The following is a 16,113-nucleotide window of genomic DNA, read 5'->3' on the forward strand; positions in this document are numbered from 1 at the left end:
CAGGCAACTCCCCTTCACCGAACAGACCTTGTTGGGTCTGCTCACCCTCGTCTCCAACCGTCGTAGCGTCCATGCAATCCTCAACGGTTCAGGGGCGCATTTCGTTCACACGTTCTGAGCCGGCCGGCGGCGGTGGCCGCGGGCCGTGGCGTCCAGGCCTGACCGGCCCTCGGTGCCGGGTGCAGGGTGCAGGGTGAAGCCGCCGGGCGACGATGTCCGGCCCAGAGCTCAGTGCCCGGTGTCCGGTGCGTCCAGGCGCCGGGCCGCCGGCTGATCGATCACGACGGCCGGCTGGCCTGGCGGGGCGCTGGTGGGCCGCTCGGCCACCGCCACGCAGGGCAGGATCCAGCCCTCGGCCTTCTCGTCGGCCGACAGGCCCGGCCAGTCGATGACATGGCGCACCGTGCCCGCGCGCAGCCGGCACAGGCAGGCGCGGCAGGTGCCGTTGCGGCAGGAGTGCGGCAGGCGCAGGCCGGCATCGAGTGCGCACAGCAGCAGGCTGCGGTGGGCCTGCAGCGGCACGCGGTGGCCGCCGGGCTCGACCGTCATCCAGCACGGGGCCGTGGTGTCCGCCGAGGTCCTGCCGGTATCGGTGTGGGTGCCGGCGTCGGTGCTGGTGGTGCTGGTGCTGGTGGAGGGGCGGCATGGATCCGGGGCCGAAGCCCCGCACGGGCTCGACGCGTCGCTCGATGCCGTGCCCGACCCGGCGCCGGACGGGCTCATGCCGCCACGCGCCGGAACACCAGCGTCAGGTTGTGGGCCGGCATCGCGATGCGTTCGTCCAGCCGCCATCCGGCGCGGCCGGCTTCGGCGCAGACCGCGCCGAGCGTCCGCAGGCCCCAGTGCGGATCGCGCTGGCGCAGGTCGGCGTCGAAGGCGAGGTTGCCGGGCGAGGTCGGCTCGCCGTCGACGAGAAACGGGCCGTAGACCACCAGCACGCCCTGCGCCGTCAGCCGCCGGGCGGCCAGGCGCATCAGCGCGCCGCAGGTGGCCCACGGCGCGATGTGGACCATGTTGGCGTTGAACAGCGCGTCGAAGGGGCCGGCCAGCGGGTCCTCGGCCGCGGGCGGTGCGTCCGGCTCGGTCAGCAGGTCGAGCGCACGCACCGGCAGCAGGTTCGGATGGCGCACGTGTGCGGTCCAGGCGGCGATCGACGCGCGCATCGCCGCATCGGGATCGGTCGGCTGCCAGGTCCAGCCGTCCAGCAGGCCGCTGGCATGGGCCGCGTGCTGGCCGCTGCCCGAGGCGACCTCCAGCAGCCGTCCGCGCGTCGGCAGCACGCGCTGCAGCACCTCGGTGATCGGGCCCTTGTTGCGCTCGGGCGCGGGCCACAGCAGGCGGCCGTCGGGCGATGGCGATGGTGATGGCGGGGGGACGGGCGATGCGGGCATGGGGCGCAGTCTGCCGCAGCCGCAGCCCGCAGCCCGCTTGCCCGCTTGCCCGCTTGCCCGCTTGCCCGCTTGCCCGCGGTGGCGCCGTGCCCGCGCGTGCGGGACTCCGCCGCGGGCCTGCGCGCCTGGGGGACAATCCGGGCCCGCCGTCCGGCCCCCGCTTCCTGGAACGTTCCACCGCCATGACCGATCTCGACTTCCCGCTGCGCGGTGATTTCATTCCGCTGGACAGCCTGCTCAAGGCCACCGGCTTCGCCACCAGCGGTGCCCAGGCCAAGGCCCTGGTGGCCGAGGGCGGGATCCAGGTCGATGGCCAGGAGGAGCTGCGCAAGACCGCCAAGATCCGCGCCGGCCAGGTCGTCGCGCTGAAGGAGGGCGGCCGCACGCGGCGCATCCGCGTGATCGCCGGCGAGGCGCAGCCGGATTGAGGGGCCGCCGGCCGGCCTGCTGCGGTCGCCATGGGATGGCCCGCCGGACCGTCCTGCGGCCACGGGGTGGTGCGCGGCGGCCCGCGGTGCGGCCGGCCGGCCGGTCCGTGGCCCGTAGCCTGTCGCCGGATGCCGGATGCCGGATGCCGGATGCCGGATGCCGGATGCCTGACGCCTGACGCCTGACGCCTGACGCCGCTGCGCTAAGCTGCGGCGCGATGGCCGATCTTCCGCACCCCGTTCCGCATCCCCGTCCGACCGCCGCTCACGCCACCGCCGGTCCGCAGCCGGATGCCGGCATGCCGTGGCGGCCCGCGCTGATCGCGCTCGATGCCGACGACACGCTGTGGCACAACGAGCCGCTGTTCCGCATGACGCAGGCGCGCTTCGACGCGCTGCTGGCGCCCTGGGCCGACGCGCCGACCGTGGCGGCCGAGCTGGCGGCCGTCGAGCGGCGCAATCTGTCGACCTACGGCTACGGCGCCAAGGGCTTCACGCTGTCGATGATCGAGACGGCGCTGGTGCTGTCGGGCCGGCAGGTCGGCGCCGACGTGCTGGCCGAGATCCTGGAGGCCGGGCGTGAGCTGATGCGCCATCCGATGGAGCCGCTGCCCGGCGTGGCCGATGCGCTGGAGCGGCTGGCCGCGCTGGCGCCGCTGCTGCTGATCACCAAGGGTGATCTGTTCCACCAGGAGAGCAAGCTGGCGGCCTCCGGCCTGGGCCGTTGGTTCAGCGGCGTCGAGGTGGTCAGCGAGAAGGATGCCGACACCTACCGCCGTGCCTTCGGCCGCCACGGCGTGCCGGCCGCGCGCGCGCTGATGGCCGGCAACTCGGTGCGCTCGGACGTGCTGCCGCCGTTGGCGCTCGGTGCCTGGGGCGTGTTGATCCCGTATCCGCTGGTCTGGTCGCACGAGGCGGCCGAGGTGCCGCACGGCCATCCGCGCTTTCGCGAATGCGCGAGCCTGGACGCGCTTGCCGACTGGCTGCAGTGCCTGCCGCCGGAGCCCGCGGCGGCGGCGTCGCCATCGCTGTCCCCGTCCCTGTCCTTGTCCTTGTCGCCCGCCCCGTCGTCTTCGCACCCGGAGGCCTGAACCGTGGCCTCCCGTTCCCCCTGGCCCGCGCTGCTGGGCTGGTACGGCTGCGGCCTGCTGGCCGCGGCCCAGCTGGGCAAGATGTCGGCGCTGGCGCCGTGGATCGGGCCGGCGCTCGGCCTCGGGCTGACGCTGATGGCCGTGGTGATCTCGGCGCTGGAGGCCGGTGGTGCGCTGCTGGGTTCGGCCGGCGGTCGGCTGGCCGGGCGCTGGGGGCTGGAGCGGACGCTGGCCATCGGACTGGCGGCGCTGGCCGCTGCCGGTGGCCTGCAGGCACTGGCGCCCGGTGGGGCGACGCTGCTGGCCGCCCGCGCGCTGGAGGCGCTGGGCTATCTGGGCGTGATCGTCACCGCGCCGGTGCTGATGGCGCGGCACGCGGCCCACGGCGGCGGGCCGCACACCGTGGCCCAGGCGATGAGCTTGTGGAGCACCTTCGTGCCGATGGGCATCGCCTGCGGCGCGGCCATCGCCGCCGCGCTGGCGGCCCACGGCGGCTGGCGCATCGCGCTGGCCGTGCTGGCGGTGCCGGCGGCCTTCGCCGCGCTGCGGGTCTGGCGCGGGGTGCAGGCCGACCGCCCGGACCGGGCGGTGCCCGCCACGGCCGGCTCGGCGACCGGCACCGGCCAGGACGGCGCGACGGCACGGGCCGCGCAGACCGCGCCCATCGCGCCCATCGCACCCTCCGCACCCACAGCACCCACAGCACCCACAGCACAGACGGCCCAGACCGCCCAGACCGCTCAGACCGGCAGCCGCGGCGACGCCCCGGTCCTCGGCGCGGACACGGACACGGATTCATCTACGGACTCGGACTCGGACTCGGGCGCGAGGGCCAGCGCGGCGCCGGCCCGTCAGCGGGCGCGCCGCGCGCTGCGGTGCCTGGCCTGGGCCTTCGGGGGCTTCGCCCTGTTCCAGGTCGGCATGATCGCCCTGCTGCCGAGCTGGCTGGTGCAGGTCGGTGGGCTGGGCGCGGGGCAGGCGGGGGCGTGGACGGCGCTGGTGGCGACCACGGCCGTGGCCGGCAGCCTGCTCGCCTCGCTGCTGCTGCGCCGCGCCGGGCCGCCGCGTGCGCCGCTGCTCGTGGCGCAGCTGCTGTCGGCGCTGCTGCTGTGGGGCGTGTTCGCCGATCTGCCCGGCACGGCGCCGCAGGCCACCGGCCTGGCGGCGCCGGCGCCGGTACTGCGGGCCGTCGTGCTGGCCGGCCTGGTCAATGCGCTGGGCGGGGTGGTGGCGGCGCTGTGCTTCGCGCTGCTGCCGCGCTGGGCCAGTCTGCCGACCACACCGACCACACCGACCACACCGGCCACACCGGCCACACCGGCCACACCGGCCGCGGCGGGCAAGGCCGGCAGCCCTGCGCCCGGCCCTGGCAATGGCGCAGGCCCTGCCGCCGCCCGCACCATGCCCGATCCGGCGCTGCTGGTGCAGGCCAATGGCTGGCTCGCGCAGTGCGGGGCCAGCGGCTCGCTGGCCGGCCCGCCCTTGATGGCCGCCGCCGTCGAGCGCGGCGGCTGGGGCGCGGCGGCCTGGGTCGGTGCCGCGGTCAGCCTGGCGATGCTGCCGCTGTTGTGGCGCGCGACGGCGGCCGTCGTGCCGGGCGATCGCACGCCAGCCGCACCGGCTCAGGCCGGCGCGGCGGCGTCGGGCCCGAAGGCATAGGCGTCCATGCCCAGGCAGCCGTAGGTCACGCTGTCGTGCAGACGGCGGGCCGGCGGCGCGCCATCGCCGCGGTCGGCCGCACCGGCGGCGACGTAGAACGGCAGCAGGTGCTCGTCGGTCGGGTGCATCAGCACCGCGTGCGGCGCCTGGGCGCGGTAGTCGAGCAGCGCGGGCCAGTCGGCCGCGGCCGAGCGCTCGGCGAACCAGGTGCGGAAGGCGGCGCTCTCGGCACGCTCGGGGGCCGCGATGGACGGCCGGCCGGCCGGGCCGGACAGCAGACGCAGGTTGTGCGTCATCGCGCCGGTGCCGTAGACCAGCACGCCGTCGGCGGCCAGCGGCGCCAGCGCCTGGCCCAGGCGGTAGAGCTGCGCCGGGCTCCAGTCGGGCGGGAAGCCCAGCGGCAGCACCGGCACGTCGGCCTGCGGCCAGATGAAGCGCAGCGGCGCCCAGATGCCGTGGTCCAGGCCGCCCTCGTCGACGCGGTGCACCGGCAGGCCGGCGTCCTGCAGCAGGCCCGCGACGCGCTCGGCCAGCGCAGGTGCGCCGGGGGCGTCGTAGCGCAGCTCGTAGAGCGGCGGCGGGAAGCCGTAGAAATCGTGCACCGTGGGATGGCGGGCGGCGGCCAGCAGCACCGGCTCGCGCGTCAGCGTGTGGCCGGAGACGGCGATGATGGCGCGCGGCGGGCGGCCGTCGTTCAGCGCGGCCACGCGGGCGGCCAGCACCTGCCAGAACGGCCCGGCCTCGCCGGGTTCCAGCGCCGTCATCGGCGAGCCGTGGGACAGGAAGATCGGCGGCAGCGGGCGGGCCGCCGCGGCGGTGGGGGAGGGCAGGTTCGGGCTCATGTGCTGGATTGGAGCGCGCGCGGCGGTCGGCGGCGTTGCACGGGCTTGCACGACGGGTTCAAGCGGCATGCAGCGGGCCGCGTCGACGGGGCGTCAGGCAGGGGGCAGTGCGTGGCTGCAGCCCGCAGCCCGCAGCCGTAGCCAGCATCCCGCATCCCGGACGGGGCCGTCACCGCCCTGGTATACCGTCGGCCCATGCATCCACCGTCGTCGAACCCGGGCGCCGCGGCGTCCGCCGCCACGTCCTCGTCCAGCGCAGGGACCTCTCCCGCGGCCTCCTCCGGGCCGTCCACCGCGACGCCCGGCCCGGCCGGTCCGCCGGATGCGGGCGCCGCCCCGGTCCGTCCCGCCGATCCGGCTGCGCCGCCAGCGCCGCCAGCGCCGCGCATCCGGCCGCTGCCGGTCTCGGTGCCGCGGCTGGCGCTGCGCCAGGCCTGGCGGGATCTGCGCGCGGGTGAGCTGCGCCTGCTGGTGCTGGCGCTGGTGCTGGCGGTGGCCGCGCTGAGCGCGGTCGGCTTCTTCGCCGCGCGGCTGGAGGCCGGGCTGCAGCGCGACGCGGCGGCGCTGATCGGCGGCGATCTGGTGCTGGCCTCGGACCAGGCCCTGCCGGCCGACTGGCAGCAGCGGGCCGAGTCCGCCGGCCTGCGCACCGCCCGCAACGCGGTGTTCCCGACCATGGCGCGCGCCCCGGACGCCCGCGGTGGCGGGGTCAAGCTGGTGTCGCTGAAGGCGGTGTCGGCGGCCTGGCCCTTGCGCGGCGAGGTGCGGCTGCGCCCGGCGCCCGGTCAGGCCGTGCGCGGGGTGCGGTCGGGGCCGGCGCCGGGCAGCGTCTGGGTCGACGTCGGCCTGTTCGACGCGCTGCGCCTGCAGCCCGGCGACACGCTGGCGCTCGGTGAGCGCAGCTTCACCATCGCCGGCCTGCTGGTGCAGGAGCCCGACCGCGGCACCGGCTTTCTCAGCTTCGCGCCGCGGGTGCTGATGCACGAGGACGATCTGGCCGCCACCGGCCTGGTGCAGCCGGGCAGCCGCATCGCCTGGCGTCTGGCGCTGGCCACGCCGGCCGGTGCGGCGGACCCGGCGCTGCGCGCCTACCGCGACTGGGCCCAGGCCCGGCTCGATGCCGGCCAGGTGCGCGGCCTGCGCATCGACACGCTGGACAACGGCCGCCCCGAGATGCGGCAGACGCTGGACCGCGCGCAGCGCTTCCTCAGCCTGGTGGCGCTGCTGGCCGCGCTGCTGGCGGCGGTGGCGGTGGCGATCGCCGCGCGCGACCATGCGCAGCGCCGGCTCGACGAGGCCGCGCTGCTGCGCGTGCTGGGCGCGCCGCAGCGCGCGATCGCCGGCGCGCAGGCGCTGGCCTTCGGCGTGCTGGGCCTGCTGGCCAGTGCGCTCGGCGTGGCGCTGGGCTGGGCGGTGCATTTCGTCTTCGTGCAGCTGCTGGCCGGGGTGCTCAACACCACGCTGCCGCCGCCGGGCTGGCGGCCGGCGCTGTTCGGGCTCGGCGTGGGCATGACGCTGCTGCTGGGCTTCGGCCTGCCGCCGGTGCTGCGTCTGGCGCGGGTGCCGGCCCTGCGCGTGCTGCGGCGGGATCTGGGGCAGACCTCGCCCCTGTCGGCCGGCGTGCTGGTGGCCGGCGCGCTGGCCTTCGGCGCGCTGATGATGGCCGCCGCCGGCGACCTGACGCTGGGCCTGGTGGCGGTCGGCGGCAGCGCGGCCGCCCTCGGCGCCTTCGCGCTGGCGGCCTGGGGCGCGGTGGCGGCGCTGCGGCGCGCGGTGCCGCGGCTGGCCGCGGCCCAGGCTGCCGGCCGGGCGGTGCCGCGCTGGCTGCTGCTGGCCACCCGCCAGGTGGCGGCGCGGCCGGCGCTGGTGGTGCTGCAGGTCTCCTCGCTGAGCCTGGGCCTGCTGGCGCTGGTGCTGCTGGTGCTGCTGCGCACCGACCTGATCGCCTCCTGGCGCCAGGCGACGCCGCCGGACGCGCCCGACCGCTTCGTCATCAACCTGCAGCCCGACCAGGCCGAGCCCTTCCGCGCCCGGCTCAAGGACGCCGGCATCGGCCGCCACGACTGGTTCCCGATGATCCGCGGCCGGCTGCTGGCGATCAACGGCCAGACGCTGGAGGCGAGCCGGCGCTATGCGGCCGATCCACGCGCCCAGCGCCTGGCCGAGCGCGAGTTCAACCTCAGCCACACCGACACCCTGCCCGAGCACAACCGCGTCGTCGGCGGCCGCTGGCAGGCCGGCGAGGCCGATGGCCTGAGCGTGGAGGAGGGCCTGGCGCAGACGCTGGGCCTGAAGCTGGGCGACACGCTGCGCTTCGACATCGCCGGCCAGACGGTCGAGGGCCGCGTCAGCAGCCTGCGCAAGGTCGACTGGGGCTCGATGCGGGTCAATTTCTTCGTGCTGTTCCCGCGCGCGCAGATGCCCGATCTGCCGCTGACCTACATCAGCGCCTTCCGCGTCGGTGGCGATGCCGCGCATCAGGCCGCCTTCGACCGCGCGCTGGCCGGCGACTTCCCCAACCTGACGCTGATCGATCTGGCGACCTCGCTGGCCGAGATCCAGCGCGTGCTCGACCAGGTGATCCGGGCGGTGGAGTTCATCTTCGTCTTCACGCTGGCGGCCGGCCTGCTGGTGCTGGTGGCGACCATCAACGCCTCGCGCGAGCACCGCGCGCGGGAGTACGCGGTGATGCGTGCGGTCGGGGCCAGCAGTGCCTTGCTGGCCCGCATGCAGCGGGCCGAACTGCTGGGCGTGGGCGCGCTGGCCGGGCTGCTGGCCACGCTGGCGGCGCTCGCCATCGGTGCGGCGCTGGCGCGTCAGGTCTTCGAGTTCACCTGGGCACCGGCGCCCTGGGTGCCGCTGGCCGGTCTGCTGGCCGGTGCGCTGCTGGCCTGGGCCGCCGGCTGGGCCAGCCTGCGCGGCGTGCTGCGCCGCCCGGTGATGGCGACGCTGCGCGATGCGGCCGCCTGAGGTGGGCGCCGGCACCACGACCGGTGCGGGCGGCCGAGCTGCACCGTTGGCCGCGTCAACCCCGTCGGCCGATCACGCGCCCGGGCGGTCGACGGCGGCTTCCGGGCCTGCAGACACGTCCCGGTTGCGGATCTGCGTTGTCGGCGCCGGCAGCTTCATCGCCCGTGCGCTGCGGGCCGAACCGGCTTGCGCGCACTGGCGGTGGATCGATCACCGGCAGGCGCTGGACTGGGCGGCGGCGGTGTCCGCCGGCACGGCGTCCCCTGATGTCACCGATGTGACCGATACCACCGCCACCGCCCCGCACCATCCGCTGGATACGGCCGACGTGGTGCTGAACTGCGCCTTCGATCCGCGCCTGCGACAGGCCGACGATCCGCAGGGCGTGGACATCGATGCCTGCCTGGCCCGGGCGCTGGCCCGGCGCGGGCCGGCCGCTGGCGGGCGACCTGAGGGGCTCGGTGGTGGTGGTGGCGGCGGCGGCGGCGGCGGCGGCGGCGGCGCGGCCGGGCCGGGGCATCCACCGTCCGCTGACCTTCCGCATTACGTGATGCTCAGCACCCGGCTGGTCTGGGGCCAGGCCGGTCCGGGTGAGGGCACGCGCCGGCTCGATGTCGCCCGGCCGGCCGCACCGGCCGGGCCTTATGCCGCGGCCAAGTGGCGGGCCGAGCAGGCGGTGATGGCGGCCCTGCCCGGGCGCTGCACGGTGCTGCGCCTGGCCAACATCTTCGGCGCCGAGGCGGCCGACGATCTGCCCGGCCGCCGCACCTTCTTCGCCCAGGCGCTGCGCAGCCTGCGCGAGCACGGCACCATCCGGCTCGACATCAGCCCCTTCGTCGAGCGCGACTTCCTGCCGGTCGAGCCGCTGGCCGCCTGGCTGGCGCGGATCGTGCCGGCGCGCCGGGCCGGGCTCTGGGGGCTGGGATCGGGGCAGGCCACGCCGGTGGGCCGCATCGCGCAATGGCTGATCGAGGGCCACGGGCGCGGTCGGCTGGAGATCAGCGACCTGCGCGAGCACGACGGCTTCGTCATCGATGCGCAACCGCTGCACACCGCCTTCGCGCTGCCGCGGCCCGCGGACCTTCAGACCTTGCTGGCGGAGCGCTGCCGCACGCTGGGCGCCGGCCTGGCGGGCTGAGCCGCCGGCCGACGGCCGCACCCCGGGCCGTACCTGGGCCACGCACAGCGAGAAACGTGAGCGGCTGTTGCGCAGGTGCGCCCAGGCCCGTGTCCAGGGCAACATCCGGGCCGGTGCCGGGCGGCCCGGGGCGTCACCGGCGCCCCGCGGTCGACGGGACCGCCGGTCCGGGTCCGCTCAGAAGCTTTCCCAGTCGTCGCTCGGCGTGCCGGCGGCCGCGTTGTGGCCCGGGCGTGAGCTGTCGCGGGCCTGCGCCACCGCCTGCCGGGCCAGGGCCTGCGGGGCCTTGGCCGGCGGGCTGGACGAGGCACCGCTGCCGCTGCGGGCGCGGGCCACGCTGGCGGCCATCGGGCTGTCCGCGGCGGCCCGGGCCATCGGTGCCGAACCCACCGCACCCCCCGCCGCACCCGGCCTCACCTGGAACACCGCCACCGCGCTGACCAGCCGCTGCGCCTGCTCCTTGAGGCTGGCGGCGGCGGCGGCGCTTTCCTCGACGAGGGCGGCGTTCTGCTGGGTCATCTGGTCGAGCTGGTTGACGGCGCCGTTGACCTGGCCGAAGCCGGCGGACTGCTCGGCGGCGGCGGCGGTGATCTCGCCGATGATGTCGCCCACGCGCTGGACGCTGGAGACGATCTCGTTCATGGTCGAGCCGGCATCCTGGACGAGGCGGGCGCCGGTCTCGACCTTCTCGACGCTGGTGCCGATGAGGGTCTTGATCTCGCGGGCCGCTTCGGCCGAGCGTTGGGCGAGCGCACGGACCTCGCCGGCGACGACGGCGAAGCCGCGTCCCTGCTCACCGGCGCGGGCGGCTTCGACGGCCGCGTTCAGGGCCAGGATGTTGGTCTGGAAGGCGATGCCGTCGATGGTGCCGATGATGTCGGCGATGCGCTTGGACGAGCTGTTGATCTCGTCCATGGTGGAGACGACCTGGGAGACGACCTCGCCGCCGCGCTGGGCGACCTGGGTGGCGGAGTGGGCGAGCTGGTTGGCCTGGGAGGCGGCGTCGGCGCTCTGGCGGACGGTGCCGGTGAGCTGCTCGATGGAGGAGGCCGTCATCTGCAGGTTGCTGGCGGTCTGCTCGGTGCGCTGGCTCAGGTCCTGGTTGCCGACGGCCACCTCGTTGGACGCGGTCTCGATCTCCTCCGAGGCCTGGCGCACCTGGCCGATCGTGGTGGCCAGCATGTGGCGCATCGATTCGGCCTGCGCCGTCAGCCGTCCGACCTCGTCGTCGCGGCTGCTGTGCAAGGGCTGGGTCAGGTCGCCGGCGGCCACCCGCGACAGCTGCGTGCCGAGCGCGGCCAGTGGCCGGGAGACCCAGGCGCGCAGCATCCAGGCCAGACCGGCGGCCAGGCACAGGCCCAGCAGCAGGAAGCTGCCGATCAGCGTGCTGGCCGCCCGCATGTGTTCGGCGCGCAGCTCGCGGTTGCTGACCTCGGCCACCACCCACCAGCCCATGCGGTCGGCCTGATGGGCGACCACCCAGCGGTCGTCGCCCGCGGCCAGCAGGCCCTGGGGCAGGGCCAGCGCTTCTTCGAACCGGCCCTTGCCGGCCGCCATCGCGCGGGCGAGCAGGCCATAGGACTCGGCATGGCCCGCGCCGGCCTCGATCACCTTGCGGTTGGCGTGCTGCGGGTGGGAGATGAAGACGGCGTCCTCCGCCTTCTTCTTCGGATCGATCAGGTAGAGCCCCCCGGTCTCCAGCAGCCGTGTGGCGCGGGCCAGGTTGTCGATCGTCTTCATCATGTCGGTCATGTCGAAGCCGACGAACAGGATGCCGACCACCCGGCCCTGGTCGTCCTTGACCGCCTGGTAGTGGCTCATGTAGTGGCGGCCGAACAGGAAGGCGCGGCCGCTCCAGCGGCCCCCTTCCATCATCGACTTGTAGGCCGGATGGCCCAGGCCGAGCATCGTGCCCAGCACCCGCTCGCCCTTGTCGTTCTTCAGCGAGGTGGTGATGCGCTGGAAGTCCTCGCCCTTGCGGGCGAAGATCGTCGCCACGCCGCCCGTGCTGGCGCTGAAGCGGTCGACCGCGCCGAAGTTGTCCTTCAGCCGCTCGGTGCCGCTGGTCAGATCCGCGGCCTCCGCATCGAGCGTCATGCGCAGGCTGAAGTTCTCCGCGAAAGCCTGGTGCAGGCGTTCGGCCTGGCGGCGCGTGGCTTCCTCCAGGCCGTCGAGCAGCTGGGCCGTCGAGCGGGCCTGGGCATTGGCGGTGTGCAGCAGGTCGGCCTCGGCCTGGCGCTCCATCTGCCAGACGTTGAACAGGCCGACACCGGTCATCACCAGGGCGACCGTCAGGCCGCCGACCAGGGCGATGCGCCGGGCCAGGGAGCCGCCCGCACCTGCCGGCGACGCCGTGGGCTCGGGGGCGGACAGCGGCGGCAGGGCACGGGCGGTGCTCATGTCAGAAGGTCTCCCAATCGTCGCTGCCGGTGGCGGCCGGGGCAGGGGTCGGGGCGGCGCGCGCCGGTGCGGCGGCGGCGGGCCGCGGCGCCGGGGCGGCCGCGCGCGGGCTGGGGGCCGGCGCCGGGCGGCTGCTGGCCACGGCCGGGGCCGGGGCGGCCGCGCGGTGGGCGACGCCGTCCAGGCGGAAGACCTGCATCACGCCCGACAGCGTGCGCGCCTGCTCCTTGAGGCTGGCGGCGGCAGCGGCGCTTTCCTCGACGAGGGCGGCGTTCTGCTGGGTCATCTGGTCGAGCTGGTTGACGGCGCCGTTGACCTGGCCGAAGCCGGCGGACTGCTCGGCGGCGGCGGCGGTGATCTCGCCGATGATGTCGCCCACGCGCTGGACGCTGGAGACGATCTCGTTCATGGTCGAGCCGGCATCCTGGACGAGGCGGGCGCCGGTCTCGACCTTCTCGACGCTGGTGCCGATGAGGGTCTTGATCTCGCGGGCCGCTTCGGCCGAGCGTTGGGCGAGCGCACGGACCTCGCCGGCGACGACGGCGAAGCCGCGTCCCTGCTCACCGGCGCGGGCGGCTTCGACGGCCGCGTTCAGGGCCAGGATGTTGGTCTGGAAGGCGATGCCGTCGATGGTGCCGATGATGTCGGCGATGCGCTTGGACGAGCTGTTGATCTCGTCCATGGTGGAGACGACCTGGGAGACGACCTCGCCGCCGCGCTGGGCGACCTGGGTGGCGGAGTGGGCGAGCTGGTTGGCCTGGGAGGCGGCGTCGGCGCTCTGGCGGACGGTGCCGGTGAGCTGCTCGATGGAGGAGGCCGTCATCTGCAGGTTGCTGGCGGTCTGCTCGGTGCGCTGGCTCAGGTCCTGGTTGCCGACGGCCACCTCGCTGGAGGCGACCTCGATCGACTCGGCCGATTCACGCACCTGGCCGACGATGCGGGCGATCTGGTCACGCATGCTCGACAGCGAGCGCAGCACGTCGCCGATCTCGTCCTGTCGCCGGGTGTCGATGCGCACCGTCAGGTCCCCGTCGCCGATGCGTTGGGCGGCATCGCGCAGCTCGTCCATCGGACGATGCACCGAGCGCACCAGGGTGGCGGTGCTGGCGATCAGGGCCAGGCCCATCGCGCCCATCAGGCCGACCACCGTCCACACCGTGCGCATGCGCTGCTCGCCCATGGCCGTGCGGGTCTCGGCGGCCAGGCGGCCCATCATCTCGGTGTAGGCCTGCTGGGCGCTGGTGTAGGCCTTGACGGTGTCCGCCATGCGGCCGTTGAGCAGGGCCAGCGCCGCAGCCTGGTCGCCGGCGGCGCGCAGTTTGACCGTTTCTTCGCGGGCCGCGATGTAGGCCTTGCGGGCGGCGGACACGCGATCGAGCGCCGCCTTCTCCTCGTCCGTGGTGGCCGCGGCCTCGATGCGTTTCTGGACCGCGTCGACCGCGTTCTTGGTCTCGGCGATGGCCGGCTTCAGCAGCTTTTCCACCTCGGCGTCGCCGCTGGAGGCCACGGCCACCACGCGGGCCACGTTGGAGGCGGTCAGACCCTGCCACTGCGTCGCATCGTGCAGCCGCTCCTGGATGCTCTGCAGCGAGGCGTTGGACTGTTCGATCTGATGGCTGGTGCGTGCGGCGACGACACCGGCGATGATCACCAGCAGCAGCAGGTTGATGCCGGCGGGCAACCACATCTTGGTGGACAGGCGGAGGTTCATGCTGGATGTCGACTTCAGGGTTCTCGGATCACGCCGGCCGATGGGGCGTGGCCGTCGGGCGGACCGCCACCGCGGGCGGCCGCCAGGTCTGTCAGGTCGGGGCGCTCAGGCGCCGTAGCTGTCCATCAGGCCCATGTCCGGGGCGCTCATCAGGGCCTCGATGTCCATCAGGATCAGCATGCGTTCGTTGACGCTGCCGATGCCCAGGATGAAGCTGGTGTCGATCGAGGCATTGGTCGCGGGGGCCGGACGGATCGCGTCGCCCGGCAGCTCCAGCACGTCGGAGACCGAATCGACCACCGCGCCGACGACCCGGCCGTGCACGTTGAGCACGATCACGACGGTGAAGTGGTTGTACTCGGCCGACTCGCAGCACAGCTTCAGCCGCAGGTCGATGATCGGCACGATGACGCCGCGCAGATTGACCACGCCCTTGAGGAAGGACGGGGCATTGGCGATGCGGGTCGGCGCCTCGTAGCTGCGGATCTCCTGCACGCGCAGGATGTCGATGCCGTATTCCTCGGCACCCAGGCGGAAGGTCAGGTACTCGCCGTGGGCGGCCGGCGTGGTGCGTGCAGCACCGGCGGCCGTGCCGGCAGCGCGCTGCTGGACCTGTTGCAGGAGGGTCTGGGCCTGGGGTGCGGCGGCGGTGAGGGTGTCCATGGGCGGGCTCCGGGTCAGGCGGGCGGCGATGGCCGCGGGAGGAGGGGGCGATGCGTCGTTATCGACTCCCGTGCGGTGGACTTGACCACCGCGACGGGGACAGGAGGTGGCCCGGGCGTGACGGGTGCCCGGCCACCGCTCGGAACGGAAATCAGGCGGGGGTGCGCGTCTCGCGGAAGCGGGCCACGGCCTCGGTCAGGCGGCCGGCCTGGTCCTTCAGGCTTTCCGCCGCCGCCGCGCTCTGCTCGACCAGCGCCGCGTTCTGCTGCGTCATGCCGTCGAGCTGGCCGACGGTCTGACTGATCTCGCCGATGCCCTGGCTCTGTTCGCGGGTGGCGGCGCTGATCTCGGTGATGATGTCGGCCACGCGCTGCACGCTGGCGACGATCTCGTCCATCGTCGAGCCGGCGTCGCGCACCAGGCCGGTGCCGGTCTCCACCCGCTCGACGCTGGTGCCGATCAGGCCCTTGATCTCGCGCGCCGCTGCGGCCGAGCGTTGGGCGAGCGCACGCACCTCGCCGGCCACCACCGCGAAGCCGCGGCCCTGCTCACCGGCACGGGCGGCTTCGACCGCGGCGTTCAGCGCCAGGATGTTGGTCTGGAAGGCGATGCCGTCGATGGTGCCGATGATGTCGGCGATGCGGCGTGCGGCGTCGTGGATGTCGCCCATCGTGGCCACCACCTGCGAGACGACCTGACCGCCACGTTCGGCCACGCCGCTGGCGGTGCCGACCAGTTCGCTGGCGTGCTGGGTGGCCTCGGCGGTCTGGCGCACGTTCTGCGTCAGCTCCTGCATCGAGCTGGCCGTGCTCTGCAGCTGGCCGGCGGTCTGCTCGGTGCGGCTGGACAGGTCGGTGTTGCCGCTGGCCACCTCGTTGCTGGCCAGCTGGATGCTGCCGGCGGCCTGGCGCACGTCGCCCACCAGCCGGCCGAGCGCCGCCTGCATGTGCTCCAGCGCGCCCAGCAGCTCGGAGACCTCGTCGCGGCCCGTGCTGTCGATGCGGTGGCCCAGATCGCCCTCGGCGATGGCCAGCGCGATGCGTCGGGCCTGTTCCATCGGCGCGACGATGGCCCGCGCGTTCATCAGCGTCAGCGGCACGACCACCAGCACCGTCAGCGTCAGCACGCCGCCGAACACCCACAGCATCTGGCGGACCTGGGCCTCGAACTCCGCACGCCCTTCGGTGGCCTCGGACTGCACGATGGCGGCGATGCGTTCGAGCGACTGCTCGATCGTCCGCACACGGCCGCCGGTGGCCTCGGTCAGCTGGCGTTCCATCGTCGGGGCGGCATCGGCCGCCGCCGAGGCCAGCGACTGCAGCAGCGGCTGTGCGCCATCGCGCCAGGCCGTGAGCTCCTGCCGGGCCTGGCGGGCGATCGGGTTGTCCTCGTCCTCGTCGCCCTCGGTCAGGGCGTTCAGGCGGGCGTCCAGCGCTTCCACGGCCGCGCGCCACTGCTGCATGCGCTGCGGGTGGCCGGCGCTGTCGCCGGGGTGCAGCAGGATGTCGCTCTGACGCTGGCGCAGCGTGCCCAGCGCGCCCTGGAGCGCACCGACGTCCTGCACCTCCTTGAGCGCATGCTCGATGAAGTGCTCGTTCAGTTCGCTGAGATGGCGCACGCCGGACAGCATGGTCAGGGCGAGCACGCCGAACAGCGCCAGCACCATCGCGATCGCCCCGCGCATGCGGGTCCGGATGGTGAACTGGCGCATCCAGTGCGTGACGGGGCGGTGGCGCTCGGACGTCGACATCGCGGGTCTCCGGTCGGAGGAGCCGGCCGGGCAGCAGCCGTGGTGCTGCCCGGGACCGTCTCCGGTGGCG

At 74.6% G+C, this 16,113-nt stretch carries 12 protein-coding genes; 5 read left to right on the forward strand and 7 right to left on the reverse strand.

Annotated features, from left to right (window positions below):
• Positions 1 to 228 precede the first annotated feature (228 nt).
• Positions 229 to 549: a 2Fe-2S iron-sulfur cluster-binding protein gene (locus tag AACH11_RS24215; protein ID WP_341376861.1), complete on the reverse strand. Its 321-nt coding sequence runs from the start codon at positions 547 to 549 to the stop codon at positions 229 to 231.
• Between the two features lie 170 nt (positions 550 to 719).
• Positions 720 to 1,391 carry a DUF938 domain-containing protein gene (locus AACH11_RS24220; protein ID WP_341376862.1) on the reverse strand — a complete coding sequence of 224 codons (672 nt, stop codon included), beginning with the start codon at positions 1,389 to 1,391 and terminating at the stop codon, positions 720 to 722.
• Positions 1,392 to 1,573: 182 nt separating this feature from the next.
• Here AACH11_RS24220 and AACH11_RS24225 point away from each other — a divergent pair, with 182 nt between their 5' ends.
• The 3 genes from AACH11_RS24225 to AACH11_RS24235 all read left to right on the forward strand — a co-directional run bounded on the left by AACH11_RS24225 (position 1,574) and on the right by AACH11_RS24235 (position 4,569).
• Entirely contained in the window at positions 1,574 to 1,819 is a 246-nt protein-coding gene (locus AACH11_RS24225) for an RNA-binding S4 domain-containing protein (protein WP_341376863.1), read from the forward strand.
• Positions 1,820 to 2,118: 299 nt separating this feature from the next.
• Entirely contained in the window at positions 2,119 to 2,910 is a 792-nt protein-coding gene (locus AACH11_RS24230; RefSeq protein ID WP_341376864.1) for an HAD family hydrolase, read from the forward strand.
• A gap of 3 nt (positions 2,911 to 2,913) precedes the next feature.
• The gene (locus AACH11_RS24235) at positions 2,914 to 4,569 is read left to right on the forward strand and encodes an MFS transporter (RefSeq protein ID WP_341376865.1); all 1,656 of its coding nucleotides are present in this window, start codon (positions 2,914 to 2,916) and stop codon (positions 4,567 to 4,569) included.
• Here AACH11_RS24235 and AACH11_RS24240 read toward each other — a convergent pair.
• Positions 4,533 to 5,411: a dioxygenase family protein gene (locus AACH11_RS24240; RefSeq protein ID WP_341376866.1), complete on the reverse strand. Its 879-nt coding sequence runs from the start codon at positions 5,409 to 5,411 to the stop codon at positions 4,533 to 4,535. The genes AACH11_RS24235 and AACH11_RS24240 overlap by 37 nt on opposite strands.
• A gap of 195 nt (positions 5,412 to 5,606) precedes the next feature.
• Here AACH11_RS24240 and AACH11_RS24245 point away from each other — a divergent pair, with 195 nt between their 5' ends.
• The gene (locus AACH11_RS24245) at positions 5,607 to 8,381 is read left to right on the forward strand and encodes an ABC transporter permease (protein ID WP_341376867.1); all 2,775 of its coding nucleotides are present in this window, start codon (positions 5,607 to 5,609) and stop codon (positions 8,379 to 8,381) included.
• A gap of 277 nt (positions 8,382 to 8,658) precedes the next feature.
• Positions 8,659 to 9,519 (forward strand): NAD-dependent epimerase/dehydratase family protein, encoded by an 861-nt coding sequence (locus AACH11_RS24250; RefSeq protein WP_341376868.1) that lies wholly within the window; start codon positions 8,659 to 8,661, stop codon positions 9,517 to 9,519.
• A 177-nt stretch (positions 9,520 to 9,696) separates the two neighbouring features.
• Here the strand turns inward: AACH11_RS24250 and AACH11_RS24255 are convergent, their stop codons facing one another.
• The 4 genes from AACH11_RS24255 to AACH11_RS24270 form a co-directional block, all read right to left on the reverse strand.
• On the reverse strand, positions 9,697 to 11,919 hold the full coding sequence (locus tag AACH11_RS24255) for a methyl-accepting chemotaxis protein (RefSeq protein WP_341376869.1): 2,223 nt from the start codon (positions 11,917 to 11,919) through the stop codon (positions 9,697 to 9,699).
• 1 nt (position 11,920) lies between these two features.
• Positions 11,921 to 13,630 carry a methyl-accepting chemotaxis protein gene (locus tag AACH11_RS24260; protein WP_341376870.1) on the reverse strand — a complete coding sequence of 570 codons (1,710 nt, stop codon included), beginning with the start codon at positions 13,628 to 13,630 and terminating at the stop codon, positions 11,921 to 11,923.
• A gap of 105 nt (positions 13,631 to 13,735) precedes the next feature.
• Positions 13,736 to 14,293, reverse strand: coding sequence for a chemotaxis protein CheW (locus AACH11_RS24265; RefSeq protein ID WP_341376871.1), 558 nt, complete (start codon positions 14,291 to 14,293; stop codon positions 13,736 to 13,738).
• A 151-nt stretch (positions 14,294 to 14,444) separates the two neighbouring features.
• Positions 14,445 to 16,043, reverse strand: a complete 1,599-nt coding sequence (locus AACH11_RS24270) for a methyl-accepting chemotaxis protein (protein WP_341376872.1) — start codon at positions 16,041 to 16,043, stop codon at positions 14,445 to 14,447.
• Positions 16,044 to 16,113: the final 70 nt, after the last annotated feature.

Origin of the sequence: Pseudaquabacterium rugosum, from assembly GCF_038066575.1 — a bacterium.
GTDB lineage: Bacteria > Pseudomonadota > Gammaproteobacteria > Burkholderiales > Burkholderiaceae_C > Pseudaquabacterium > Pseudaquabacterium rugosum.

Coding starts and splice junctions, on each gene's coding strand:
- AACH11_RS24215 (WP_341376861.1), bottom strand. CDS start 549: ATGACGGTCGAGCCCGGCGGCCACCGCGTGCCGCTGCAGGCCCACCGC.
- AACH11_RS24220 (WP_341376862.1), bottom strand. CDS start 1,391: ATGCCCGCATCGCCCGTCCCCCCGCCATCACCATCGCCATCGCCCGAC.
- AACH11_RS24225 (WP_341376863.1), top strand. CDS start 1,574: ATGACCGATCTCGACTTCCCGCTGCGCGGTGATTTCATTCCGCTGGAC.
- AACH11_RS24230 (WP_341376864.1), top strand. CDS start 2,119: ATGCCGTGGCGGCCCGCGCTGATCGCGCTCGATGCCGACGACACGCTG.
- AACH11_RS24240 (WP_341376866.1), bottom strand. CDS start 5,411: ATGAGCCCGAACCTGCCCTCCCCCACCGCCGCGGCGGCCCGCCCGCTG.
- AACH11_RS24245 (WP_341376867.1), top strand. CDS start 5,607: ATGCATCCACCGTCGTCGAACCCGGGCGCCGCGGCGTCCGCCGCCACG.
- AACH11_RS24255 (WP_341376869.1), bottom strand. CDS start 11,919: ATGAGCACCGCCCGTGCCCTGCCGCCGCTGTCCGCCCCCGAGCCCACG.
- AACH11_RS24260 (WP_341376870.1), bottom strand. CDS start 13,630: ATGAACCTCCGCCTGTCCACCAAGATGTGGTTGCCCGCCGGCATCAAC.
- AACH11_RS24265 (WP_341376871.1), bottom strand. CDS start 14,293: ATGGACACCCTCACCGCCGCCGCACCCCAGGCCCAGACCCTCCTGCAA.
- AACH11_RS24270 (WP_341376872.1), bottom strand. CDS start 16,043: ATGTCGACGTCCGAGCGCCACCGCCCCGTCACGCACTGGATGCGCCAG.